Origin of the sequence: Caballeronia sp. DA-9, from assembly GCF_051615025.1 — a bacterium.
Lineage (GTDB): Bacteria > Pseudomonadota > Gammaproteobacteria > Burkholderiales > Burkholderiaceae > Caballeronia > Caballeronia sordidicola.
Genome location: NZ_CP195133.1, coordinates 1,370,588 through 1,393,547 on the forward strand (window position 1 = coordinate 1,370,588; position 22,960 = coordinate 1,393,547).

The 22,960-nt window shown below is 61.1% G+C and carries 23 protein-coding genes; 10 read left to right on the forward strand and 13 right to left on the reverse strand.

The genetic code is table 11. The annotated features are described in order from the left end of the window. Positions 1-834 (reverse strand): AraC family transcriptional regulator, encoded by an 834-nt coding sequence (locus tag ACRWA7_RS22355; RefSeq protein WP_060816819.1) that lies wholly within the window; start codon positions 832-834, stop codon positions 1-3. Positions 835-941: 107 nt separating this feature from the next. Between ACRWA7_RS22355 and ACRWA7_RS22360 the strand changes: the two genes are divergently transcribed. Next, on the forward strand, positions 942-1,355 hold the full coding sequence (locus ACRWA7_RS22360; protein WP_438396125.1) for a gamma-glutamylcyclotransferase family protein: 414 nt from the start codon (positions 942-944) through the stop codon (positions 1,353-1,355). A 79-nt stretch (positions 1,356-1,434) separates the two neighbouring features. Beyond that, complete coding sequence (locus ACRWA7_RS22365) at positions 1,435-1,869, forward strand: universal stress protein (protein ID WP_438396128.1); 435 nt, start codon at positions 1,435-1,437, stop codon at positions 1,867-1,869. 69 nt (positions 1,870-1,938) lie between these two features. On the opposite strand, the gene aceA is transcribed toward ACRWA7_RS22365, so the two are convergent. The 3 genes from aceA to ACRWA7_RS22380 form a co-directional block, all read right to left on the reverse strand. After that, positions 1,939-3,243 carry an isocitrate lyase gene (gene aceA / locus ACRWA7_RS22370; RefSeq protein ID WP_438396129.1) on the reverse strand — a complete coding sequence of 435 codons (1,305 nt, stop codon included), beginning with the start codon at positions 3,241-3,243 and terminating at the stop codon, positions 1,939-1,941. A gap of 372 nt (positions 3,244-3,615) precedes the next feature. Then, a complete protein-coding gene (locus ACRWA7_RS22375) occupies positions 3,616-5,280 on the reverse strand; it encodes a DEAD/DEAH box helicase (protein WP_438396131.1) in 1,665 nt (554 codons plus the stop codon). Positions 5,281-5,677: 397 nt separating this feature from the next. Next, a complete protein-coding gene (locus ACRWA7_RS22380) occupies positions 5,678-5,947 on the reverse strand; it encodes an acyl-CoA-binding protein (RefSeq protein ID WP_060816814.1) in 270 nt (89 codons plus the stop codon). Positions 5,948-6,114: 167 nt separating this feature from the next. Here ACRWA7_RS22380 and tsaB point away from each other — a divergent pair, with 167 nt between their 5' ends. The 4 genes from tsaB to ACRWA7_RS22400 are packed head-to-tail and all read left to right on the forward strand — an operon-like array spanning position 6,115 to position 9,278. After that, positions 6,115-6,927 (forward strand): tRNA (adenosine(37)-N6)-threonylcarbamoyltransferase complex dimerization subunit type 1 TsaB, encoded by an 813-nt coding sequence (gene tsaB / locus ACRWA7_RS22385; protein ID WP_438396134.1) that lies wholly within the window; start codon positions 6,115-6,117, stop codon positions 6,925-6,927. Then, positions 6,924-7,418: a ribosomal protein S18-alanine N-acetyltransferase gene (gene rimI / locus ACRWA7_RS22390; protein ID WP_060816812.1), complete on the forward strand. Its 495-nt coding sequence runs from the start codon at positions 6,924-6,926 to the stop codon at positions 7,416-7,418. Before tsaB ends, rimI begins: the two co-directional genes overlap by 4 nt. Next, positions 7,405-8,358, forward strand: a complete 954-nt coding sequence (locus tag ACRWA7_RS22395; protein WP_438396137.1) for a uracil-DNA glycosylase family protein — start codon at positions 7,405-7,407, stop codon at positions 8,356-8,358. The genes rimI and ACRWA7_RS22395 overlap by 14 nt, the downstream gene beginning before the upstream one ends. Further along, positions 8,355-9,278, forward strand: coding sequence for a DUF1853 family protein (locus ACRWA7_RS22400; RefSeq protein WP_438396138.1), 924 nt, complete (start codon positions 8,355-8,357; stop codon positions 9,276-9,278). The genes ACRWA7_RS22395 and ACRWA7_RS22400 overlap by 4 nt, the downstream gene beginning before the upstream one ends. On the opposite strand, the gene thiD is transcribed toward ACRWA7_RS22400, so the two are convergent. The 4 genes from thiD to lplT all read right to left on the reverse strand — a co-directional run bounded on the left by thiD (position 9,265) and on the right by lplT (position 12,923). Next, entirely contained in the window at positions 9,265-10,071 is an 807-nt protein-coding gene (thiD, locus tag ACRWA7_RS22405; protein ID WP_438396140.1) for a bifunctional hydroxymethylpyrimidine kinase/phosphomethylpyrimidine kinase, read from the reverse strand. The genes ACRWA7_RS22400 and thiD overlap by 14 nt on opposite strands. A gap of 18 nt (positions 10,072-10,089) precedes the next feature. Next, positions 10,090-10,719, reverse strand: a complete 630-nt coding sequence (gene thiE, locus ACRWA7_RS22410) for a thiamine phosphate synthase (protein WP_438396142.1) — start codon at positions 10,717-10,719, stop codon at positions 10,090-10,092. After that, on the reverse strand, positions 10,719-11,531 hold the full coding sequence (thiM, locus tag ACRWA7_RS22415; protein WP_438396144.1) for a hydroxyethylthiazole kinase: 813 nt from the start codon (positions 11,529-11,531) through the stop codon (positions 10,719-10,721). Before thiM ends, thiE begins: the two co-directional genes overlap by 1 nt. Positions 11,532-11,603: 72 nt before the next feature. Continuing rightward, the gene (lplT, locus tag ACRWA7_RS22420; protein WP_060816806.1) at positions 11,604-12,923 is read right to left on the reverse strand and encodes a lysophospholipid transporter LplT; all 1,320 of its coding nucleotides are present in this window, start codon (positions 12,921-12,923) and stop codon (positions 11,604-11,606) included. Positions 12,924-13,391: 468 nt separating this feature from the next. Here lplT and alr point away from each other — a divergent pair, with 468 nt between their 5' ends. The 3 genes from alr to ACRWA7_RS22435 all read left to right on the forward strand — a co-directional run bounded on the left by alr (position 13,392) and on the right by ACRWA7_RS22435 (position 16,309). Further along, positions 13,392-14,462: an alanine racemase gene (alr, locus tag ACRWA7_RS22425; protein WP_438396146.1), complete on the forward strand. Its 1,071-nt coding sequence runs from the start codon at positions 13,392-13,394 to the stop codon at positions 14,460-14,462. A 52-nt stretch (positions 14,463-14,514) separates the two neighbouring features. Continuing rightward, positions 14,515-15,903, forward strand: coding sequence for a DNA repair protein RadA (gene radA, locus ACRWA7_RS22430; RefSeq protein ID WP_060816804.1), 1,389 nt, complete (start codon positions 14,515-14,517; stop codon positions 15,901-15,903). Between the two features lie 142 nt (positions 15,904-16,045). Then, positions 16,046-16,309 carry a DUF2866 domain-containing protein gene (locus tag ACRWA7_RS22435; protein ID WP_060816803.1) on the forward strand — a complete coding sequence of 88 codons (264 nt, stop codon included), beginning with the start codon at positions 16,046-16,048 and terminating at the stop codon, positions 16,307-16,309. Here the strand turns inward: ACRWA7_RS22435 and ACRWA7_RS22440 are convergent. Next, the gene (locus ACRWA7_RS22440; protein WP_438396149.1) at positions 16,306-18,249 is read right to left on the reverse strand and encodes an ATP-binding cassette domain-containing protein; all 1,944 of its coding nucleotides are present in this window, start codon (positions 18,247-18,249) and stop codon (positions 16,306-16,308) included. The genes ACRWA7_RS22435 and ACRWA7_RS22440 overlap by 4 nt on opposite strands. A 178-nt stretch (positions 18,250-18,427) precedes the next feature. Here ACRWA7_RS22440 and ACRWA7_RS22445 point away from each other — a divergent pair, with 178 nt between their 5' ends. Then, positions 18,428-18,907, forward strand: a complete 480-nt coding sequence (locus ACRWA7_RS22445) for a glutathione peroxidase (RefSeq protein ID WP_438396151.1) — start codon at positions 18,428-18,430, stop codon at positions 18,905-18,907. Positions 18,908-18,941: 34 nt separating this feature from the next. On the opposite strand, the gene cls is transcribed toward ACRWA7_RS22445, so the two are convergent. From cls to ACRWA7_RS22465, 4 genes are all read right to left on the reverse strand, one after another. Beyond that, a complete protein-coding gene (cls, locus tag ACRWA7_RS22450; RefSeq protein WP_438396154.1) occupies positions 18,942-20,405 on the reverse strand; it encodes a cardiolipin synthase in 1,464 nt (487 codons plus the stop codon). A 34-nt stretch (positions 20,406-20,439) separates the two neighbouring features. Then, positions 20,440-21,324 carry a 50S ribosomal protein L3 N(5)-glutamine methyltransferase gene (gene prmB, locus ACRWA7_RS22455; RefSeq protein ID WP_438396156.1) on the reverse strand — a complete coding sequence of 295 codons (885 nt, stop codon included), beginning with the start codon at positions 21,322-21,324 and terminating at the stop codon, positions 20,440-20,442. A gap of 27 nt (positions 21,325-21,351) precedes the next feature. Next, positions 21,352-22,491 (reverse strand): succinyl-diaminopimelate desuccinylase, encoded by a 1,140-nt coding sequence (gene dapE, locus ACRWA7_RS22460; protein WP_438396157.1) that lies wholly within the window; start codon positions 22,489-22,491, stop codon positions 21,352-21,354. A 103-nt stretch (positions 22,492-22,594) separates the two neighbouring features. After that, positions 22,595-22,957, reverse strand: a complete 363-nt coding sequence (locus tag ACRWA7_RS22465; protein ID WP_438396159.1) for an ArsC family reductase — start codon at positions 22,955-22,957, stop codon at positions 22,595-22,597. Between the last annotated feature and the right edge of the window lie 3 nt (positions 22,958-22,960).

Below are 22,960 nucleotides of genomic sequence, written 5' to 3' on the forward strand. Positions count from 1 at the left end.
TCAGCGTTCGTGCGGTTCGCTATCGCGGACGAAAAACGCGCGCGGACTTTCACCGAACGCACGCCTGAACATCGCGGAAAATGCGCTCTGGCTCTGGTAGCCCAGTAGCAGCGCGACCTGTGCGAGCGGTCTGCCCTGGCTCAGCAACGGAATGGCGCGCGCCAGCACTGCCTGTTGCCGCCATTGCGAAAAACTTACCCCCAGTTCCCTCCGGAACAGCCGCGCGATCGTGCGCGTACTCGCGCCCACCAACGTTGCCCAATGTTCGAGCGAATCGGCGGAGGCGGGATCTTCCAATACGGCTTCGCATAGCGCGAGCAGGCGCTTGTCGGTGGGCATTGGAATGGAAAGCGGAAGCGGGCGGGAGCGCGTGATTTCATCGAGCGCGAGTGTTCCCAGCAGCCGCTCGCGTTCACGCGAAATGGATGTGTCGTTCAGCGCCACCGCCACTTCCCGCAAGAGCGGCGACACCTCGACTACGCGACACGCATCCAGACCTTCGGGTACGACGCTTTCATCGATATAAAGCGTGCGCAAGAACGCATCTTCCACAATCACCACTTCGTGCGTGACGTTCGGCGGAACCCAGATCGCCCGCGATGGCGGCACCATCCACGTGGAACCTTCCGCGGCGATCCGCAACACGCCGCGTGTTGTGCACGCGACCTGCGCCCAGGCGTGCGTGTGGCGCGCTATCCTCACGCCTGCCGGCACCGGTCGCGAGCGAACACGGATCGGGTGCGCCGGCGTAGGCGACGACTCGGCCGGAATGTCGAGGTGCTCGACTTCCTCGGTAGCGGGTCCTTCAGTCTGCTGGCTAGTGGAAATGAGCATGTGGTGTCTCGGCGAATATCGTCATGATAGTCAATGCGTTGCGGTTTTTGCTCTTGGCATAATGCGCGCTGACTTGTTCGCAATCGTTCGTTCGAGGAATCAAGCGCATGCAACACGTATTCGTATACGGCACGCTGCGGGCCGGGGAGAGCAATGACATTCGCCAAGCGGCCAGGCGCAGCGGCATCTCGGATCCTGTGCTGATCGGCTCGGGCCATATCAATGGCCGGCTTTATGATTTCGGCGCATATCCCGGCGTCGTTCCCGATGCCGGTGCTTCACCGGTTCATGGCGACGTTTATCGGATAGAAGATACGCTTGTTCCCGTGCTCGATGAAATCGAGGAAGTCGTGCCGGGTATCAGCGGGCTTTTTCGTGGGGAGCATATGCATGTGACGGTCGAACTCGATGGACGCGCCGAGAAGATCGAATGCCTGGTTTATCCAGTGAGCGACGCGGCCGTGCAGGGATTGCCGCGAATCGATCATGGCGACTGGGTGAGTTATCGGCGCTCGCGATAAACACCGGCATGGGCCACGCGTAAGCCGATTCCGTTACTACAATGGAAGAGCGTACACACGCGCGCCAAGGGAGCCTGCCATGTTCAAGCACATTCTTGTCCCGACAGACGGGTCGGTTCTGTCGCAAAAGGCAATTGATGGCGCGATCGACCTTGCGCAATCGGTGGGCGCGCGGATTACGGCATACGCGTGCTTGCCGCTCTATCCCTATTCCCCTTTCGCCGATGTCGCCGTCGAGCCGCCGAGCGATTTTCACGAGCGCTCGGAAAAAGAAGCGCGCGAGCATCTGGCCGCGGTTGAAGCGGCGGCTGCCGCCGCCGGTGTTTCCTGCGATGCGGTGACAAGTGTCGAATCGGCGCCGTATATCGGAATCATCGATATTGCCGAACGCGACGGATGTGACGTGATCTTCATGGCGTCGCACGGACGCCGTGGATTGGGAAGCTTGTTGATCGGAAGCGAAACGCAGCGGGTGCTCACGCACACCAAGATTCCGGTCATTGTGTATCGGTAAATAAAATGAAAAAGGGCATAAGGCTTTTGACCGTATGCCCTTCGCCAGCATCAAACCAATCGCAGCCGTTTAAGCCACGTTCGCTTCGAAGAACTGCTCGTCTTCGGTCGAGCCATGCAACGCCGTGGTCGACGCTTCTTTCTCAACCGCTTGCGTTACAGCATCGAAATAACCCGTGCCCACTTCACGCTGGTGCTTCACAGCAGTGAAGCCCTTTTCGGCGGCAGCGAACTCTGCTTCCTGCATCTCGACGAACGCGCTCATCTGGTTGCGAGCGTAGCCGTGGGCGAGGTTGAACATCGAATAATTCAACGCGTGGAAGCCGGCGAGCGTAATGAACTGGAACTTGTAGCCCATCGCGCCCAGTTCCTTCTGGAATTTGGCGATGGTCGCATCGTCCAGGTTCTTCTTCCAGTTGAACGAGGGCGAGCAGTTATACGAGAGAAGCTTGCCCGGAAATTCACGATGAATTGCCTCGGCGAATTTCTTCGCATACGCGAGATCCGGCTTGCCGGTTTCGCACCAGATCATATCGGCGTACGGCGCGTATGCAAGGCCGCGCGATACCGCTTGTTCCAGACCCGGTTTGGTACGGAAGAAACCTTCGACCGTGCGTTCGCCGGTCAGGAAGGGCCTGTCGTTTTCGTCCACATCCGATGTCACCAGATCGGCCGCTTCCGCATCTGTCCGGGCAAGCAGGATGGTACGCGTGCCGGACACGTCGGCGGCGAGCCGCGCGGCCGTAAGCTTGGCAATGTTTTCACGCGTCGGCACCAGCACCTTGCCGCCCATGTGCCCGCATTTTTTCACCGATGCCAGTTGGTCCTCGAAGTGCACGCCCGCAGCGCCTGCTTCGATCATCGCCTTCATCAGTTCGAACGCGTTCAACACGCCGCCGAAACCTGCTTCCGCGTCGGCCACGATCGGCTGGAAGAAGTCGAGATAACCATCGTCGCCGGGATTCTTCCCTTCCGACCACTGGATCTGATCCGCGCGCGTCAGCGTGTTGTTGATGCGCTTGACAACCAGCGGCACCGAATTCGCCGGATACAGCGACTGGTCCGGATACATCTCGCCCGCGACGTTGGCGTCGCCCGCGACTTGCCAGCCGGACAAGTAGATTGCCTTCAAACCTGCTTTCACCTGCTGCATGGCCTGATTACCCGTCAGCGCGCCGAGTGCATTGACGAACGGCTCTTCATGAATCGATGCCCACAGCTTTTCCGCGCCGCGCTTGGCGAGCGTATGTTCCACCGGCACCGAGCCGCGCAAACGCACGACATCGTCAGCCGAGTAACTGCGCGTAATGCCTTTCCAGCGCGGATCGGTATCCCATTGCTTCTGAAGTTCCTGAGCTTGCTGTTGGCGCGACATGGCGTTTCTCCTTTGATTGCCTGACTAATGAATAAGCAGTTGGTCGTCTGGTTGAGCGCGTTGTTTTTTGTTTGCTCAACTCTTATATAAGAGTCTATGGAACCAGGAGCGTACGATCCAGCCATTAGTTGAAGTTTATGGAGAAAAATTGCTGTTTAAATTCAATTAATTACTGGATAAATTTCACATTAAGAAAAGTCCTTTTTCATCCTGATATGACATGATTTGTGCCTTGCACCAACGATTTCGTCGCCCGCAACCACTTTCCACATCGTGAAACGCCGACAGCGGACGAAAAAAAACCGATGCTCGGAGGCATCGGTTTCTTCACTCAACGAAGCGCGCAAGTCACGCGCCGCGCTTTAACTATATTTAGCTGCCACGACGCGGAGCACGCGGACCGTCGTTGCGACGTGCTGCATAACCGTCGCGCGAACCGCCGCCGAAGCCCGAACCGCCGTCACGCGATCCACCGCCGCTGCGGTATCCATCACGCGAACCGCCGTCACGCGAGTCACGCGCACCCGCGCTTGCCGGCTTGTTGCCCCAGCCGCCCGGCTTGCCCGAACCGCTGCTGCCGCCGCCATTGCCAAAACGACGGCCTGCGCCAGCGCCCGCTCCGCCGCCCGGACGGCCACGACCGCCAAAGCCCGGACGACCACCGCCAGCCGGCGCCGAACGGCGCGGCTCGAAGCCTGCAATAACGCTCACTGCCAGCGGCAGACGCACGAAACGCTCGATGCGCTTGAGCGCCCCTTGTTCAGCGTGGTGCACAAGGCTGATTGCCGTGCCTGTGCGGCCCGCGCGGCCCGTACGGCCGATACGGTGAACGTAGTCTTCCGCAAACTTCGGCAGATCGTAGTTGAACACGTGCGTGATGCCGGGAATGTCGATACCGCGAGCCGCGACATCGGTCGCAACCAGCACGCGCACCTTGCGTTCACGCAGCGCACGAATCGTGCGGTTACGCGCGCCTTGCGGCAGATCGCCGTGCAGGGCGGCCGATTCGAAACCCGCGTCCGACAAACGGATAGCCAGTTGATCGGCGTCGTTCTTGGTTGCCGTGAAAACGATAGCCTGGTCGAGGCCTGCGTCGCGCAACAGATGGTCGAGCAGACGATCCTTGTGATCGCGGTCGTCGACGTAATGCACGGTTTGCGCGATGTTGTTCTGCGCTTCGAGCTTTTGAACGATCTCGATACGTTCCGGGTTCTTCAACAGGCGGCCGGTCAGCGAGCTGATCTTGCCGTCGATGGTCGCCGAGAACAGCAGCGTCTGACGCGAAGCGGGCGTAGCGGCGACAATGGTTTCGATATCGTCGATGAAACCCATGTCCAGCATGCGGTCGGCTTCGTCGAGCACGAGCATTTGCAGTTGCGACAGGTCAATACGGCCGCGTTCCAGGTGATCCAACAAGCGGCCAGGCGTAGCAACCAGGATTTCCGGGTTCTTCGCGAGCAGCATCAATTGCTGGCCATAAGCCACGCCGCCCAGAATGCTGACCGTGCGCAGCCGGCGCAGATGCTTGCCGTACGTGGTCGCGGCGGCGGTCACCTGCATGGCTAGTTCGCGAGTCGGCGTCAGAACCAGCATGGTCGGACGGGCGACCGGCTGCTGGCGGCGCGCCGGACGTGCGTTCGGGTCATGCGGTTCGCGCGGAGCCGTAGCCTTGGCTTTTTCAAGCTGCGAAAAACGTTCGATAGCCGGGAGCATGAACGCTGCCGTCTTGCCCGAACCGGTCGGGCTGGAAACCAGCAGGTCGCGGCCGGCGAGCGCTGCGGGGATCGCGCGCTGCTGAACCGGCGTGGGCACCTGATAGCCAGAAGCGGTCAGCGCAACCACGATCTCCGGCGACAGGCCGAGCGATTCGAAGCTCGGGCCGGTCTGGACCGCGATCGCGGCGCCAACGGGCGCGACTGAAGAAATGGGGGCGGGGATAGCGGGCGAAACAGATGCTGTCGGCGCCGGGGGTACGTCCGTACCGAGTGCCACTGCAGCGATGGAGTCCAGCGGGCTATGGGTGTTGCTCGAAGTCATGTCGATCCTTGAAACGGGGAATAAGGCGTGTGGCGCCAATCGGCATACCCAAGTCGTCAGATTCAGCGAGCAAAGAAGCAGCGAGCAAATCGAAAAACGGGGGCAGCTCGCAACAATAAAGGCGAGCTTTTCGTTAGAAGCTGTATCGGATTCGACAGGCCGAGGCGGCGTTGTCGTCAGCCTGATGCATGATCGGCCGAAGAAGGCCTAGCAGGGAGGGGACAGTTTCTAAACTGGATTGGAGCAAAACGCTACGAGGCGCCGCGCTGCGTGCGATGAACCGACTTTCAACGTCAATCCACCCGGTCACAGTGAAGCGCAGGCGACAGTATATCGGGAATTGTTGCGCTGCGCCAGATTTTAAGACAGATTGATTCGATTATTTTACGGCGTCCCGTCAAGTCGATGCGCCGGTTTTCAGCGAATCGACCAGTTCCACATAGTGCTGCTTGGCAGTGTCTTGCGGCGTGCCGGCGAGTGCGGCCCATGCGTCATATTTGTACTTGCCGACAATATCGGCGAAGCCGGGTTTATCGCCGCTGGCGTCACCTTCGCTGGCCTGCTTGAAGAGCGCGTAGAGTCGCAGCAGCGTGAGATTGCCTGGACGTTCGGGCAATTCCTTGACATCGGCCTGGGCTTTTGCAAACTGCGCGTCGAGATCGCTCATTCGTTTCTCCGTAAATACGTGAACAGGATGGACGATCATAGCAAGCGCGCGCCGCGTGAATTTCGAAGGTTTCTTCCAGATTTGTCCGTGAGCCAGGGCAGTTCGACGGTTCGCCAACCGAGCCCCGTGCGCGTTCAGCCATTACATCAAGCATTACAATAGCGGCCATGACACGTACTGTTCTGCTCGCCCTCGATACATCGACCGAATTCTGTTCGGCCGCGCTGCTGGTCGCCGGTCCGGCGGCCGCCACGGATCATCGAAACCCTCCGCAGCATGATTCTGGCGAAATCCGCGTGTGGTTCATCCATGAGCCAACGGGACCGGTATCCAGCACGCGCTTGCTGCCCGCCATCCGCGAACTGTTCGATCAAGCCGGTCTCAAGCTCGCCGATTGCGGCGCGGTCGCCTTTGGCGCCGGGCCGGGATCGTTCACGGGCTTGCGCACGGCGACCGGCGTGGCGCAAGGCCTTGCGTTCGGCTTGAAACTGCCGGTCGTCCCGGTAAGCACGTTGCTCGCGTGCGCCGAATTCGCGCGCCTGCACGATGCATCCGTTTCGCGCGTGCTCGCCGCGCTCGATGCGCGCATGAACGAGGCGTATTGGGCCGATTTCCGCTGGGATGGCATTGCGGGCGAATGGATCACGGTCCAGGCGGCATCGCTGGACGCACCCGGCGTGATTCCGGCTCCCGACGCCCCGTTCACGCTCGCGGGCAATGCGGCCGCAGCGTTCGGCGAGCTGTTGCCTATCCAGCATTCAGCCGCTTGCCATGTCGACTCCGACGCGGTTCCGCACGCCTTGCCCGTGGCGCTCGCCGGCCTTCGCGCGTTTCGCGCTGGACGCACCGTGGCCCCGGACCAGGCCGCGCCGGAGTACGTGCGCAACAAGGTCGCCCAAACCACTGCCGAGCGCCTGGACGCGCGCGCGGCCAAAGACGCCGCCGCCCAGGCCGATTCCGCCGCGGAGCCCTTACGGTGAGCGGCGTATTGCTCGCCGATCGATATCTGTCTCCCATGACGGAGGCGGATCTCGATGAAGTCGCCGCTATCGAGAAGATTGCGTACGAATTCCCGTGGAGCCGCGGCAATTTTCAGGACTCGTTGCGCAACGGCTATTTCGGCGTGTGCTTGCGGCACGTCACCGGCATGCTGCTGGGATACTGCGTGCTGATGCCCGTCGTCGACGAAATGCATCTGCTGAACCTTTGCGTCGCGCCGCAAGCGCAACATGCCGGCGCCGGGCTCACGCTGTTGCGCGAGGCGGTTCGCATCTCGCGGCATCAGAAGCTCGATGGCGTGCTGCTGGAAGTGCGGCCATCGAATCCGCGCGCCATTGCGCTGTATGAGCGCTTCGGATTTGCGACCATCGGGCGGCGGAAGAACTATTACCCCGCGCGCCACCGGTCGCGCGAGGATGCGCTCGTGATGCGTCTCACGTTTTCAAAGGAGCCAGCCGATGGCGCTGCGTAAGTCGATGCTCGACGAGTTCGGACTCGGAACGATCTGGGTAAGGCGGGGAGCGCAGCCGGTTGAATCGGCGGGGGGCGCGGATTCTGTCGTGGAAGCCGCTTCGAGTGCGCCGAGGCACAATGCGGGCGAGGCCAGCGAGACGCTGGGCGCACTCGACGCCGCGCTCATGGCCGCGCAACAAAGCCATGGCATCGCGCGGCAAGCGCCGCCGGTCAAACCCCGGCCTGCGCCGCAAGAAACGCCGGTCGTCAAATCCGACTCGCTGGAACCTCCCGTCTTCGATGACATCCCGTGGCTCGACGATCTTCCCGTGCACAAGCCGCCGGAACCGGAAATCACTGATGACACCGCGAACGACATCGCATCGCTCGACTGGGATGCACTCGCCAGCCGCGTCTCCGTGTGCGAGCGTTGCAAGTTGTGCGAGCGGCGCACGAACGCGGTGTTCGGCGTGGGCGACCGCGACGCCGACTGGATGCTGATCGGTGAAGCGCCGGGCGAAAACGAAGACAAGCTGGGCGAGCCGTTCGTCGGGCAGGCGGGCAAATTGCTCGACAGCATGCTGCATGCGGTGGCGTTGTCGCGCGAGGACAATGTGTTCATCGCGAACGTGATCAAGTGCCGGCCGCCCGGCAACCGTAATCCTGAAGTCGATGAAGTCGCGCGTTGCGAGCCGTACCTGAAGCGGCAGGTCGAACTCGTCAAGCCGAAGCTGATCGTCGCGTTGGGACGTTTCGCGGCGCAAAGCCTGCTCAGGACCGAAGCGAGCATTGCGTCCCTGCGCGGCCGCGTGCACGACTATCAGGGCGTGCCGGTGATCGTGACGTATCACCCGGCGTATCTGCTGCGCAGTCTCCCCGACAAAGCCAAGGCCTGGGCCGATCTGTGCCTGGCGCAAGCTACTTATCGCGAGTCGCAGAAGGTAGCGGGCGGCGCGTGAACGTCCCGGACACGGCTTCGCAATTCAACGATCCAGCCGTCCGGGATCTCGCGTGGCTGCTGTTTTCGCCCGGCTTGCTGAACGCATTGCATGCGGGGGCGCCGCTCGCGCGCCCTGTGGCGGAAGATGAGCGCGAGAGGACGTTGCAGTGGCTCGCGGCGCTCGATCGCAAGCCTGTCGCGCTGCACGCGCACGTTCACAAGCCATCGCTTAAACGTCTTGGTCTTTATGCCGAAGCCTTGCTCGAATACTTCCTTCAGCATGGGCCCGGCGCGCGGCTGATCGCGGCGAACGTGCCGTTGCGCGCGTCCGGAACGACATTGGGCGAAGTCGATTTTCTTTTGCAAAGCGCTCGACGTGAGCGATTGCATTGGGAGCTTGCGGTGAAGTTCTATCTGCACATCGGCGAAGGCAGGGCGGCGCTATCGGATTATGTCGGTCCGAATCTGCAGGATCGATTCGATCTGAAGCACGACCGGCTCTTGAATCACCAACTGGGATTGAGCGCGAGAGATGAATTCGCATCGCTCGGTTTTGAAGGTCCGTGGCGCGCCGAGTTGTTCGTCAAAGGCCGGCTGTTTTATCGGCGAGAAAGCATGCCAGCGCTGCCTTCCGAACTCGCGGAAGATCACTTGCGCGGCTGGTGGATGACGGTGTCGGAGTGGCGCGAGTCGAAAGGCGACGGCGCCTTCGCTGTGGTGCCGCGGCTCGCCTGGCTGGCCGAACGGAGCTTATTCAAGCAAGACGCCGAAGCGTTGAAGCTCCACGCCGGCACGCTTGCCAAACTGACGTCGCCGATAATGGTCGCGAAGTATGACATCGGCGCTGGCGATGTCTGGCCCGAGCATTCACGCGGTTTTGTCGTGCCGGATGAGTGGCCCGAGCGCGCATTGCACTATGCGCGCCTCACCACCACCTGAAGAAATGATGCACCGGTCCTACACCGCGCCCGACGTCAAGCCGCGCACTCTGTTCTATCGCGCCCGTCAGATAAAGCTTGGCATCGGCGGTGGCGGTGGCGAGCGACTCGCGTTGCGGCAGCAATGCGGCGATGGCCGACGACAACGTGCAACCCGTGCCATGCGTGTTTTTCACCGCCACGCGCGGACCGCCCAGCCGCAATGAACCGCTGGCTTCAATAAGCCAGTCGGGACTGTCGGCGGCGCTCAGGTGGCCGCCTTTCATCAGCACGGCTCGCGCGCCCAGCGCTCGCAGCGCTTCGCCCTGGCGCACCATCGTATCTTCGTTTTCTGCGGACGCGTCGTTCAAAAGCGCTGCGGCTTCCGGCAGATTCGGGGTAACCAGCGTGGCCAGCGGCAACAGTTCGTCGCGTAACGCGGCGACGGCTTCCGGTGCGAGCAACGCGTGATGGCTCTTGGAAATCATGACCGTATCGAGCACGACATGCGCCGGCTTATATCGACATAACGCTGCCGCCACCGCGCGCACTACATCGGCGTTCGCTAGCATGCCGATCTTCACGGCATCGATACGGATGTCGTCGAAAACAGCGTCCAGTTGCGCCTTGACGAACGACGCGTCCGGCGTGTGGATGGCCGTCACGCCGCGCGTGTTTTGCGCGGTGAGGGCGGTGATTGCGGACAAACCGTACGCGCCGAGCGCCGAAAACGCCTTGAGGTCAGCCTGTATGCCCGCGCCGCCGCCCGAATCGGAACCGGCGATGGTGAGAACGTTGGGTATGGAATGGGTCATGTTTTCAGAGGGTTTGCATCACGTGATTTCACGCAATTGCCGCGTGGCAAGACGTGGATCGGCGGCTCTGCAAATCGCCGATACCACCGCAATTCCGCCGGGTCCGGCGCGTTTGACATCGGCGGCGTTGCCGAGCTGGATTCCACCGATCGTCACTGCCGGATGCAACGATCGCGCGCATAGCGACGCAGTGCCGTCAATGCCTAGCGCCGCTGATGCATCGGGCTTCGTGGGGGTATCGAACACCGGTCCCACGCCCACATAATCGATCACGGAGCCGAGCAGATTCGCGTCATCGACTTCGCGCTCATTCGATACCGACAAGCCAATCAACGCCTCCGGCCCGAGCAACTTGCGCGCGAACTCCGGCGGCAGATCCTTCTGGCCGATATGAACGCCGTCTGCACCACAAGCAAGCGCAACATCCACGTGATCGTTGATGATCAACGGCACGCCATGGCGGCGCGTGATCGGCAGCAGATCGGAGGCAAGCGCGAGCCATGCGCGCTTGTGCCATTCGGGCGCGCGCAGTTGCACGATCGTCGCGCCACCTTCGAGCGCGGCCTGCGCCACTTCCAGCGAACGCGCATGACCGCCGCACTGAACGGGATCGAGCACGAGATAAAGCGAGAGATCGAGGTCCATCATCAGGCGGCCGGAATATCACGATGCACGAGCGTCGCGGCAAACGTGTTTTCATCGAGCGAGGCCAGCTTGTCCAGATAAGCCACCGCGAAACTGCCGGGCAACGCGGCATCGCGGGCGGCGAGTTCGCCCGCGATGCTCGAATAGGCGACCGCCGCAACGGTGGCGGCCCAGAAGTCTTCGGCCTGCGCAATGCCGACGAACGCCGCCACCGTGGCCGACAACGCGCAGCCCACGCCGGTCACGCGCGTCATCAAGACCGATCCATTCGATAACGCCACCGTGCGGCGGCCATCGGTCACGTAGTCGGTTGCGCCCGTCACGGCCACCACCGCGCCCGTTTTCAACGCGAGCAATTGCGCGGCATCGAGTGCGGTTTCGGCCAGCGCCGTGCTGTCCACGCCGCGTCCGCTCGACACACCGCCCGACAAGCTGATGATTTCCGACGCATTGCCACGGATCACGGCAGGACGTGCATCGAGCAGATCCAGCGCGAATTCGGTGCGAAAGCTCAACGGGCCGACCGCGACCGGATCGAGGATCCACGGTGTGTTCGCGGTGTTGGCGGCATCGACAGCTGCGCGGATCGCCCGGCTTTGCGGCAGGTCGAGCGTGCCGAGATTCACCGATACCGCGTTTGCCATCGGCGCGAATTCGCTGACTTCCTCGCGCGCCACGACCATCGCCGGCGCGGCGCCGAGCGCGAGCAGAACGTTGGCCGTGAAGTTCGTGACGACGAGATTCGTCAGGCAATGGACGAGCGGCGCGCGTTCGCGCACGCTGCGTGCGAACAAAAAGAGATCGGCGGCGAGCATGGAATCTGACGTGAGGGAAATAGATAATCGGATTATCGCGCGTTGGCGGCGAAGCCGTTCCGCGAGTCTCGCCTAGTGTCCGGATGGATGCCTTGACTCGCCGATCAGCGCGACCGAATCGAAGGCGCGCTGGTTGGCCTGATGCCGTCGCATGACGAAATACATCATCAGGCAGACGAAGGTTCCGAACAGCACGATGACAAACTGGATCGGCACGTCGAGCCAGACAAGCACCGCGTAGAGACACAGCATCACGAGCACGGAAAGATTTTCGTTGAAGTTCTGCACCGCGATGGAATGTCCCGCCGAAAGCAACACGTGTCCGCGATGCTGCAGCAACGCGTTCATGGGCACCACGAAAAAGCCCGACAGGCCGCCCACGATCATCAGGAAGATGTACGCAACGATCAGATATCCCGGAATGTGCATGCGGCCAAAATAGATGCCCCAGTGCACAGGGAAAAGATGCTTCGAATAGAACGCGAGGAGCATTACCGCGACGCCCATCATGATGCCCACCGGCAGCACCGAGAGCGACTTCTTCAGCGGCACGCGCGCGGCCGCCAGAATTGCGCCGACTGCAACGCCGACCGCGATGATTGCCTGCAGGATCGCCGCTTCCGACAGCGACATGCCAAGCGACACTTCCGCCCACTTCAGCACGATGAATTGCAGGGTCGCGCCCGCGCCCCAGAAGAGCGTGGTCACGGCAAGCGAAATCTGCCCGAGCTTGTCGCGCCATAGCGCGTTGAAACAATCGGCGAAGTCGGTGATGAGTTTGAGCGGACGGTGTTCCTGCTTCGGATAACGCGCGCCGGTATCGGGGATTCGCAGGTTGAAGATTGCCGCGACAATGTACATGAGCACGATCACGAGCATGGCCGCTTCGGCGGGTGTATCGACTTTCGGAATATGAAGCGCTAGCAAATGCGAAGCAATGTGCGGACTGATCAGCGCGCCGCCCATGACCGTGCCTAGAATGATCGACCCGACCGTGGTGCCTTCAATCCAGCCGTTGGCCGCGACCAGGCGGTCGGCAGGCAGCAGTTCGGTCAGAATGCCGTACTTGGCGGGCGAGTATGCCGCCGCGCCGAAACCGACAATGCCGTACGCGAGCAGCGGGTGCGCGCCGACGAGCATGGTGAGGCAGCCGACCACCTTGATGGAGTTGGTGACGAACATCACGTGGCCCTTCGGCCGCGAATCGGCGAAGGCACCCACGAAAGCAGCCAGAACCACGTATGACAGCACAAAAAACAGCTTGAGCAGCGGCGTCATCCAGTTCGGGGCATGAAGATCTTTCAGCAGGGCGATCGCAGCGATCAGAAGGGCGTTGTCGGCCAGCGACGAGAAAAACTGCGCGGCCATGATGGTGTAAAAACCTTTTTTCATCTGATCCGATGCTAGTCCGCACTGCGGGTGATCCGCCCCGTATCCGCACTCAGGCTCCCGTTCAGGCAATTTCTGTTTGAAATGGGTTGTGTGCACGGCTTTATAACACGAAAATAGGCGCATTCTGACTAGCAGTAACCTCCATGACAGTCACCTGGCGCTCATGTGACATTCGTTCTGCAATGTCGACTGGCAGCAGGGTGACGATAAAGTATTGATTCGAAACATGTGTTCTTTTCGAATTTCGTGCCGGGTTCGTGGTCTCAGGTTTGCCGGCGTACCGGACGGCTCGCGCACAGATTTTTCCGATCAGCCGTAGCGCGGCAGCCGGTTACCGCCGGTTCAACGAAGAGAAGAGTGAGAACACGAGCCGTGCACTTCCGCTGCCGCCTCGCCGACCCTGACACGCACCGTCTGCCTTGACGGCCAGCTCCGCGGAATCATCCGTTTCATCCAACAGAACCTTCCATGCCGCGCCCTTTATCCGCTACCGTCCACACCGCCGCACTCGCCAGCAACCTAGCCATCGCGCGGGCCCACGCGCCGAAATCCAAGATATGGGCCGTCGTCAAGGCCAATGCTTATGGCCACGGATTGGCGCGAGCGTTCCCCGGATTGCGCGCAACAGATGGTTTCGGTCTTCTCGACCTCGAGGAAGCGGTCAAGTTGCGTGAGCTGGGCTGGGCCGGTCCCATTTTGCTGCTGGAAGGCTTTTTTCGTCCGACAGATGTCGATGTAATCGACCGGTACAGCCTCACGACCGGCGTTCATTGCGAAGAGCAGTTGCGCATGCTGGAAATGGCGCGTCTGTCGAAACCGGTCAATATCCAACTGAAAATGAACACGGGCATGAACCGTCTCGGCTATACGCCGGAGCGTTTTCGCGCAGCGTGGGAAAGGGCGCGGGCGGTGCAGGGTATTGGGCAGATCACGCTGATGACCCATTTCTCCGACGCCGATGGTCCGCGCGGCATCGATCATCAAATGGAAGCGTTCGAGCGTGGCGCCGAGGGCATTTCCGGAACGCGAAGCCTGGCGAACTCGGCGGCCACGCTCTGGCACGCGCGGTCGCATTTCGACTGGGTGCGCCCGGGGATCATGTTGTATGGCGCGTCGCCCACGGGCAAGACCGCGGATGTGGCGAACATCGGCTTGCGGCCGGCCATGACGCTCGCCTCCGAACTGATCGGCTTGCAGAACGTGGCCGCGGGACAGACGGTGGGCTACGGTTCGTCGTTTTCCGCCACCGGGCCTATGCGCATTGGCGTAGTGGCGTGCGGTTACGCGGACGGTTATCCTCGATGCGCGCCCGAAGGCACGCCCATCGTGGTCGATGGCGTGTTGACACGGATTGTCGGGCGCGTCTCCATGGACATGATCACGGTAGATCTGACGCCGGTTCCGACCGCGAGCATCGGGACGCGCGTGGAATTGTGGGGCGCGAAGCTGCCTATCGACGACGTTGCCGCCGCGTGCGGCACGGTCGGCTACGAGTTGATGTGCGCGGTTGCGCAACGCGTACCGATGAGAGCCGAATAAGCGCGTTGAACCCAGGCGTATTGGTGTTTGTAAATGATATTCAGGAAGGCGAGTGGCGAAACTAGCGAAGGTCAAAACGCTGTACGTATGCACCGAATGCGGCGGCCAAGCGCCGAAATGGCAAGGTCAGTGCCCGGCTTGCGGTGCGTGGAACACGCTGGTTGAATCCGTGGCGGAGTCGCCCTCCGCGCATCGCTTCCAGGCGCTGGCGAAGACATCGCCCGTGCAGCGTTTGTCGGAGATCGAAGCGGCGGATGTGCCGCGTTTTACCACGGGTATCGGCGAATTCGACCGGGTGCTGGGCGGCGGCCTGGTCGCGGGCGGCGTGGTGCTGATTGGCGGCGATCCGGGTATTGGGAAGTCGACGTTGCTGCTGCAATCCCTGGCGGAAATCGCGCGCGAAAGGCCCGCGCTTTATATCAGCGGCGAAGAGTCCGGCGCGCAGATCGCATTGCGCGCGCAACGGCTGGGTTTGCTTGGCGACTCGGGCAACGCCGCGCCCGACTTGCGTTTGCTCGCGGAAATCCAGCTTGAGCGGATTCAGGCGACCATCGATGCCGAACGCCCGGAAGTCGCGGTCATCGATTCCATTCAGACCGTGTACTCCGAGGCGCTGACGTCCGCGCCGGGATCGGTTGCGCAGGTGCGCGAATGCGCGGCGCAGCTTACGCGGATTGCAAAGCAGACGGGAACGGCCATCATCATGGTCGGGCACGTGACCAAGGAGGGCAATCTCGCAGGTCCCCGGGTGCTGGAACATATCGTGGATACCGTGCTGTATTTCGAAGGCGATACCCATTCGTCGTTCCGGCTCGTGCGCGCATTCAAGAACCGCTTTGGCGCGGTGAACGAACTCGGCGTGTTCGCAATGACGGAGCGCGGTTTGCGCGGCGTGACCAATCCGTCCGCGCTGTTTTTATCGCAGCATGAGCAGAGCGTGCCCGGATCCTGCGTGCTCGTCACGCAGGAGGGATCGCGGCCGCTGCTGGTGGAAGTGCAGGCGCTTGTTGATACCGCGCATGTTCCCAATCCGCGGCGTCTGGCCGTGGGGCTGGAGCAGAACCGGCTGGCGTTGCTGCTGGCGGTGTTGCATCGGCATGCGGGCATTGCCTGTTTCGATCAGGACGTGTTCCTGAATGCCGTAGGCGGCGTGAAGATCACGGAGCCCGCCGCCGACCTGGCCGTGCTGCTCGCAATCCAGTCTTCGCTGCGCAACAAGCCGTTGCCGAAGGGCCTGATCGTATTTGGCGAAGTGGGTCTGGCGGGCGAAATCCGGCCGTCGCCGCGAGGTCAGGACCGGCTCAAGGAAGCCGCCAAGCTCGGGTTTTCTGTCGCGCTGATTCCTAAGGCGAACGCTCCGAAGCAGCCTATCGATGGGCTGGAAGTGATTGCGGTGGACCGGATCGAAGAGGCGATCGACCGGGCGCGTTCGTTCGACTGATAATGCGCAAATGATGCGGTTGGATCAGGCCCTTTCGTAATGTTGCGTAAAAATCGGTGCAGTCCCTGTAACCCACGCGGCGCATCCTTTTTCTATGCTTCTATCGCGACAAACCCCGATACGAGCGGAAAAGGACGGCGCCTTGAAACACGCAAATCAAACTTCGTCAGCCCCTTCATTTCATCTGCGTGGCTGCCGTGTGTCGGCGCCCATTCCGCAGCCGTGGGGCGGCGGCTGCCGGATCGTCGAATGGATCGATTCGGAAGGGCAGATATCCCGTCGCGTGGTGGCTGAAAACGTGACGGAGGACGAGGTCGTGGCTACGATCCGCTGCCACGTAAAAGGCCGCAAGCACATGCTGCACGACGACGAAGGCATGCCACGGCAGACCTTGCCACGCCGCTAGCCGATCTGTTCGAGTTCTTCGTGCGCCTCGAGCCATTGTGCTTCGAGCGTCTCCAGTTGTGTGTTCACGTCTGCCTGACGGCGAATCGACTCCGTCAGCTGGGTTTTCATCGACGGTTCGTAGCTGGCGGAATCGGCTACGAACGCGTCGAGCTGCGTCTTTTCGGCGTTCAACTTGTCCATTTCTTTCTCGATCCTGGAAATCCGCGATTGCAGCGGTTTTTTGAGGTGCGAGAGCTTTTGGCGTTCCTGCGCTTCCTGCCTGCGCTGTTCCTTGCGATTCTGGCCGGAATCGAGCGTGTCGTCGGCGCCGTTCGTCCCATTCGCGCTGGCCTCCCTGGCTGCCGCCCGTTGCTCGGCCGCGTGCTGGAGCAGCCAGTCGCGGTAATCGTCGAGATCACCATCGAATGGCTGAAGCCTGTGCTTTGCCACCAGCATGAATGTGTCCGTTGTTGCACGCAGCAAGTGGCGATCGTGCGAAACCAGGATCAGCGTGCCCTCGAATTGCGCCAGCGCCATGGTCAGCGCGTGACGTGTTTCGAGGTCCAGGTGGTTGGTCGGTTCGTCGAGCAGCAGCAGATTCGGCTTTTGCCAGATGATCAGCGCGAGCGCGAGCCGGGCTTTTTCCCCGCCGGAAAATGGGGCGATCTTCGTTGTCGCCATCTCGCCCGAGAAATTGAATCCGCCCAGAAAATCGCGCAATTCCTGTTCGCGAGTATCGGGTGCGAGCCGGGCGACGTGTTGCAGCGCCGAGTCATCGGGACGCAAGGTTTCGAGTTGATGCTGCGCGAAATAGCCAATCCGCAATCCCTTGCCTTCGCGCACTGTGCCGCTCAATGCTTCCAGCGTGCCGGCAAGCGTCTTGATCAGGGTCGACTTGCCCTGGCCGTTCGCGCCGAGCAAGCCGATCCGCTGGCCGTTCTGAATGGACAGCGTGACGCCTTCCACAATCGGCACTTCGCCCGCGTCCGTGTGGTATCCGCAGCGTACGCCCTCCATCACCATCATGGGATTGGGGGCGGAGTCAGGCGTGCGGAATTCGAACGTGAACGGGGAAGAAGCGTGCGCCGGCGCGATGATTTCCATGCGTTCGAGCGCTTTCACGCGGCTTTGCGCCTGCTTGGCCTTGGTCGCCTGCGCCTTGAAACGGTTGATGAAGCTCTGCAAATGCTCCACCGTTTTTTGCTGCTTCTCGTACGCGCTTTGCTGCAACGCGATTTGCTGCGCACGCAGGATTTCGAACTGGCTGTAATTGCCGCCGTAGCGCTTGATCTGGCGGTTTTCCAGATGCAGCGTGACATTGCACACCGAATCAAGGAACTCGCGGTCGTGCGAGATCACGATCAACGTGCCCGGATACCGGTGCAGCCAGTCTTCCAGCCAGATGATGGCATCGAGATCCAGGTGGTTCGTCGGTTCGTCGAGTAGTAGCAGGTCCGAACGGCACATCAGCGCCTGCGCGAGGTTCAGGCGCATGCGCCAGCCGCCCGAAAAGCTCGTGACCGGCTCCCTGGTCTGCGCGAGCGTAAAACCCAGACCGATCAGCAGGGTCTCGGCGCGTGCGGGCGCCGTGTAACCGTCGGCATCGGCGAAAGCGGCGTGCGCTTCGGCTTCGGCCGCGCCGTCGTGAGCCGCCGATGCCGCCGCGATCCGCGCTTCAATGCCGCGAAGCTGCATGTCGCCGTCGAGCGTGTATTCGAGCGCGGTTCGGTCCACGGCCGGCGTTTCCTGCGCGACGTGAGCGATCTGCCATGACGGCGGCATCGAAAAATCGCCGCCGTCTGCATGCAGATCGCCCCGCAGCACGGAGAAAAGCGTGGATTTGCCCGCGCCGTTCGCGCCGACAAGGCCCGCTTTTTCGCCTGGATTGAGCGCGAACGTGGTCTGTTCGAAGAGCGGTTTCGTGCCGCGGGCAAGGCTGAACTGATTGAAGCGAATCACGGCGTGACGACCCAGGCGAGTACGGGAAAACGCTATTTTAGACCGCCGCCGCCGCGTGCCGCGCGCTCATTCATCTGCGGTGCGCCGTTGGCAACGTCAGAGTCGCCATTAGCCATTTGGCCGAATGTTCTTTGTGCGGCGTTTCGCTTAGACTGACTTTTTTAAAGCGGAGCTTCGAATGAACCCTATCTATTCGTTTTCGGCGGAAACCCTTGGCGGTGAAACCGTCAGCCTGGAGCAATTTCAAGGCAAGGTATTGTTGATCGTGAATACCGCAAGCGAGTGCGGATTCACGCCGCAGTACAAGGGTTTGCAGGAGCTTTATGACAGGTACAAGGACCGGGGTTTCGCGGTGCTCGGTTTCCCATGCAATCAGTTCGGCAAGCAGGAACCGGGCGACGCGGCCCAGATCAGCAGTTTCTGCGAAAAGAACTTCGGCGTTACGTTCCCGATGTTCGCCAAGGTCGATGTGAACGGCGCGAACGCGCATCCGCTGTTTCGTTATCTGACCGAAGAAGCGCCGGGCGTGCTCGGAACCGAGGGCATCAAATGGAACTTCACGAAATTTCTGGTCGACAAGGAAGGCAACGTGACCAACCGGTTTGGCTCGGTAACAAAGCCTGACGCGCTTTCCGGCGATATCGAAAAGCTGCTTTGATTGCTGGGGCTGCGGCGCGCGCCCTGGTCCAAGCCTAAAGAATCGGCGAAAACAGCCGCGCCACATGCATTGCCATGCGTCGCAATGCGGGCGCACCGAGGTAGTCGTCGCGGCTGATTTCCCATGATTGGGCGAAATCGTCGAGCAGCATTTTTTCGACTTCTGCGGCAAAGCTCTGGTCCACCATCAGCACCATGATTTCGAAGTTGAGGCGAAACGAGCGGTTGTCCAGGTTCGCGCTGCCAATAGCCGCAGACATGTCGTCGACCAGCACCACTTTCTGGTGCAGGAAACCCGGCTTGTAACGGAAAATCCGCACGCCGGCGAGCAACGCATCGTAGGCATAAAGCGTCGATGCAGCGAACACCACGCGGTGATCGCGCCGGCTTGGAATCAGGATGCGCACGTCCACACCGCGCAGCACGGCAAGACGCAGCGCGGAGAACACGGCTTCGTCGGGGATGAGGTACGGCGTAGTGATCCAGATTCGCGAACGCGCCGCGTTGATCGCTTCCACGAAGAACATTGAACATGTTTCCTGCATGTCGGCGGGGCCGCTTGCGAGCACGAGGCAACTCATGTCCTTTTCGGAAGTTTTCGAGGCTTCCACTTCGGGAATGCGTTGGGTCGCCCAATACCAGTCTTCAATAAAGACAAACTGGATACTCGCTACCGCAGGCCCGCGCACTTCTATGTGCGTGTCGCGCCACGGTGACAAGCGTGGATTGCCGCCGAGATACTCCACGCCAACGTTATGTCCGCCGACAAACGCACATTCGCCGTCCACCACGACGATTTTTCGATGATTGCGGAAGTTGATCTGAAAACGATTGACGAATTTTCGCTTGGTGGCGAATGGATGCGTCCGCACGCCACCGGCGCGCAGCGCGTTCACATAGCGATGCGGCAAATCGAAACTGCCAATGCTGTCGTAGAGAAAATAAACGCGCACGCCTTCTTGCGCCTTTTTGATAAGCAGGTCTTTCAGCTTCAGCCCGAGTTCGTCCGCTCGAACGATGAAAAACTGCACGATCACATAGGTCTTGGCGCTTCCGATGGCTTCGAAAATGGCATCGAAGGTGGTGGTGCCGTTGATCAGCACACGTACCGCATTGCCGCGCAGGAACGGCATGCCGCTCAAGCGCGTCAACGCACGGATGGTCGGATGTCCGAGGTATTCGGCCGGATCTCCCGGCGCGACGCCGCGAAGCCGGGCGGCTTCATCGGGGAAATTCCATTCCGTCGGATGCGCGCTCTTGCGCAGGATTTCATTCTCGAGCCGCCGCGCGTCTATGTACCCGGCGAACTTGCTGCGCCCAAGAAACAGATACGGGATCAGCGTGAAGTAGGGCATGGCGACGAGCGACACCGCCCACGCGACCGCGCCTTGCGACGTGCGGGTGTTGAGCACCGCGTGGCACGCCGCCGCCACGCCCAGCAAATGGGCGATGATGACAAACGTGCCAAGATGAAGCCAGTCCTGCCATTCGATGTGCATGTGCGCAGTCGGCCCGTAGTCGTGCGTTGCGCGTTCAGGCCGGCAAGTCTGCGGCCTGGATGAGGAACACGTTGTCGTCGCCGGCGCTGGTCGAGAGCCAGACCATGTCGAGGCCTCCAAGGGTTGCTTCCACGTTCGCCCGTTCGTTGCCGATCTCGACCACGAGAACGCCGTCTTCGGTCAACCACTTGCGCGCTTCGCCAACAATCCGCTTCACGATATCCATGCCGTCCGCGCCGCCGGCGAGCGCCAGTTCCGGCTCGTGGCGATATTCGGCCGGCAGCGACTGCATGGCGAGCGCGTTGACATACGGCGGGTTCGTGACGATGACTTCGTAGCGGCCGCCGGGCAGCGGCGCGAACAAATCGCCTTCATAAAGCGCAATGCGCGAATCCAGATCGTAGTCGTCCACGTTCCGGTGCGCGACTTCCAGCGCGGGCGCGGAGATATCGACGGCGTCGATGTCCGCGTTCTGGAACGCCTGCGCCGCGAGAATCGCGAGGCAGCCCGAGCCCGTGCAGAGTTCGAGCACGCGCGAGACTTCGTCCGGATCCTGCACATAGGGCTGCAAGCCGTCCTGCAACAATTCGCCGATGAACGAGCGTGGCACGATCACGCGCTCGTCCACATAGAAACGCTGCCCGTGCATCCACGCTTCGTTCGTAATGTACGCTGCGGGCACGCGGTCTTTTGCGCGCCGCTCGATGACTTTCATGATGGCGTCGATTTCGGTGTCGAGCAGACGTGCGTCGAGGAACGGGTCAAGCGTGTCGAGCGGCAGGTGCAACGTGTGCAAAACGAGATACGCGGCTTCATCGAATGCGTTCGACGATCCATGACCGAACGACAACTTTGCCTCGGTGAATCGCGAGACGGCAAAGCGCAGCAGATCGCGGACGGTGGTAAAGGGAAGCGCCATCGCAGGCTCCTTAAAGAATGAGTTTGTTCAGGCGAGCAGCGTTTCGAGCACGCGCCGGTACACGTTTTTCAACGGATCGATAAACGCGATTTCGACATGCTCATCGATCTTGTGGATGCTTGCGTTCGGCGGCCCGAATTCGACTACTTGCTCGCAAATCTGCGCGATGAAGCGGCCATCGGACGTGCCTCCAGTAGTCGAGAGTTCGGTGCGCACGCCGGTTTCGTCGAAAATGGCCTGTTCCACTGCGTTCGACAACGTGCCGCGCGGCGTGAGGAACGGCAGGCCGCTGACATTCCAGGTGAGGTCGTACGTGAGCGCGTGTTTGTCGAGGATGGCGTGGACGCGGCTTTGCAAGCCTTCCACTGTGCTCGCCGTGGAAAAGCGAAAATTGAACATCAGCTCGATGTGACCCGGGATCACGTTCGTTGCGCCCGTGCCGCTGTGCAAGTTGGAAACTTGCCACGTGGTCGGCGGAAAATACTCGTTGCCGTTGTCCCAATGCGTCTGGACGAGTTCGGCCAGCGCTGGCGCAAGCAGGTGGATCGGGTTGTTCGCGAGATGCGGATAGGCAATATGACCCTGCACGCCTTTCACGATCAGCTTGCCGGACATCGATCCCCGCCGGCCATTCTTGACCATGTCACCGAGCGTGGCGCTGGACGTTGGTTCTCCGACGATGCAGTAGTCCAGGCGTTCGCCGCGTGCCTTCAGCGCTTCGATCACCTTGACGGTGCCGTCCGTGGCGGGACCTTCCTCGTCGCTCGTGATCAGGAATGCGAGCGAGCCGCGATGCGCCGGATGGGCCGCGACGAATTCTTCGCTCGACACCACGAAAGCCGCTATGGACGTCTTCATGTCCGCGGCGCCGCGGCCATATAGCTTGCCGTCGCGATGCGTCGGCTCGAATGGCGGCGAAGTCCATTGTTCGAGCGGGCCGGTCGGCACCACGTCGGTGTGGCCAGCAAACGCGAGCAGCTTGCCGCCGGTGCCTTGCGTGCCGCGTTTTACGGCCCACAGGTTCGTCACGCCGCCCGACGCAATGGTTTCACACTCGAAGCCAATTGCCGACAAGCGCTCGATGAGCACGTTCTGGCAATGTTGATCGTCTGGCGTGACGGACGGCCGCGCGATAAGTTGTTCGGAAAGAAGAAGGGTGCCGGACATGGATTCGAGCCACTTTCAATAAAAAATGCCGGCGCGGCGGCCGGCAGGAATCAAACATTACACTCATGCAAAAAAGCGGCGATGCTGTGTTCAAGCTGAGACTTCAACCAAACAGCGTTTCGTACTTTTCTGCGTCGAAACCGAGCGACTTCACGCGGCCATTCACCACGAGCACGGGCCGCTTGATGATCGACGGCTTGTGGATCATCAACGCAATCGCGCCGGCGGTCGAGCCCGCTTCGTCCTTGTACGTATCCGACAAGCCACGCCAGGTCGTGCCGCGACGGTTGATCAGTTCGTCGAGCGTGACATCCTTCAGCCAGTCCTGCAACAACGCCGTCGATACCCCGGCCTTCTTGAAGTCGTGGAATTCGAATGGCACGTCATGTTCTTCCAGCCACACGCGCGCTTTTTTTACGGTGTCGCAATTCGGAATCCCATATACGACGATCTTTTTCGCGGTCATGGA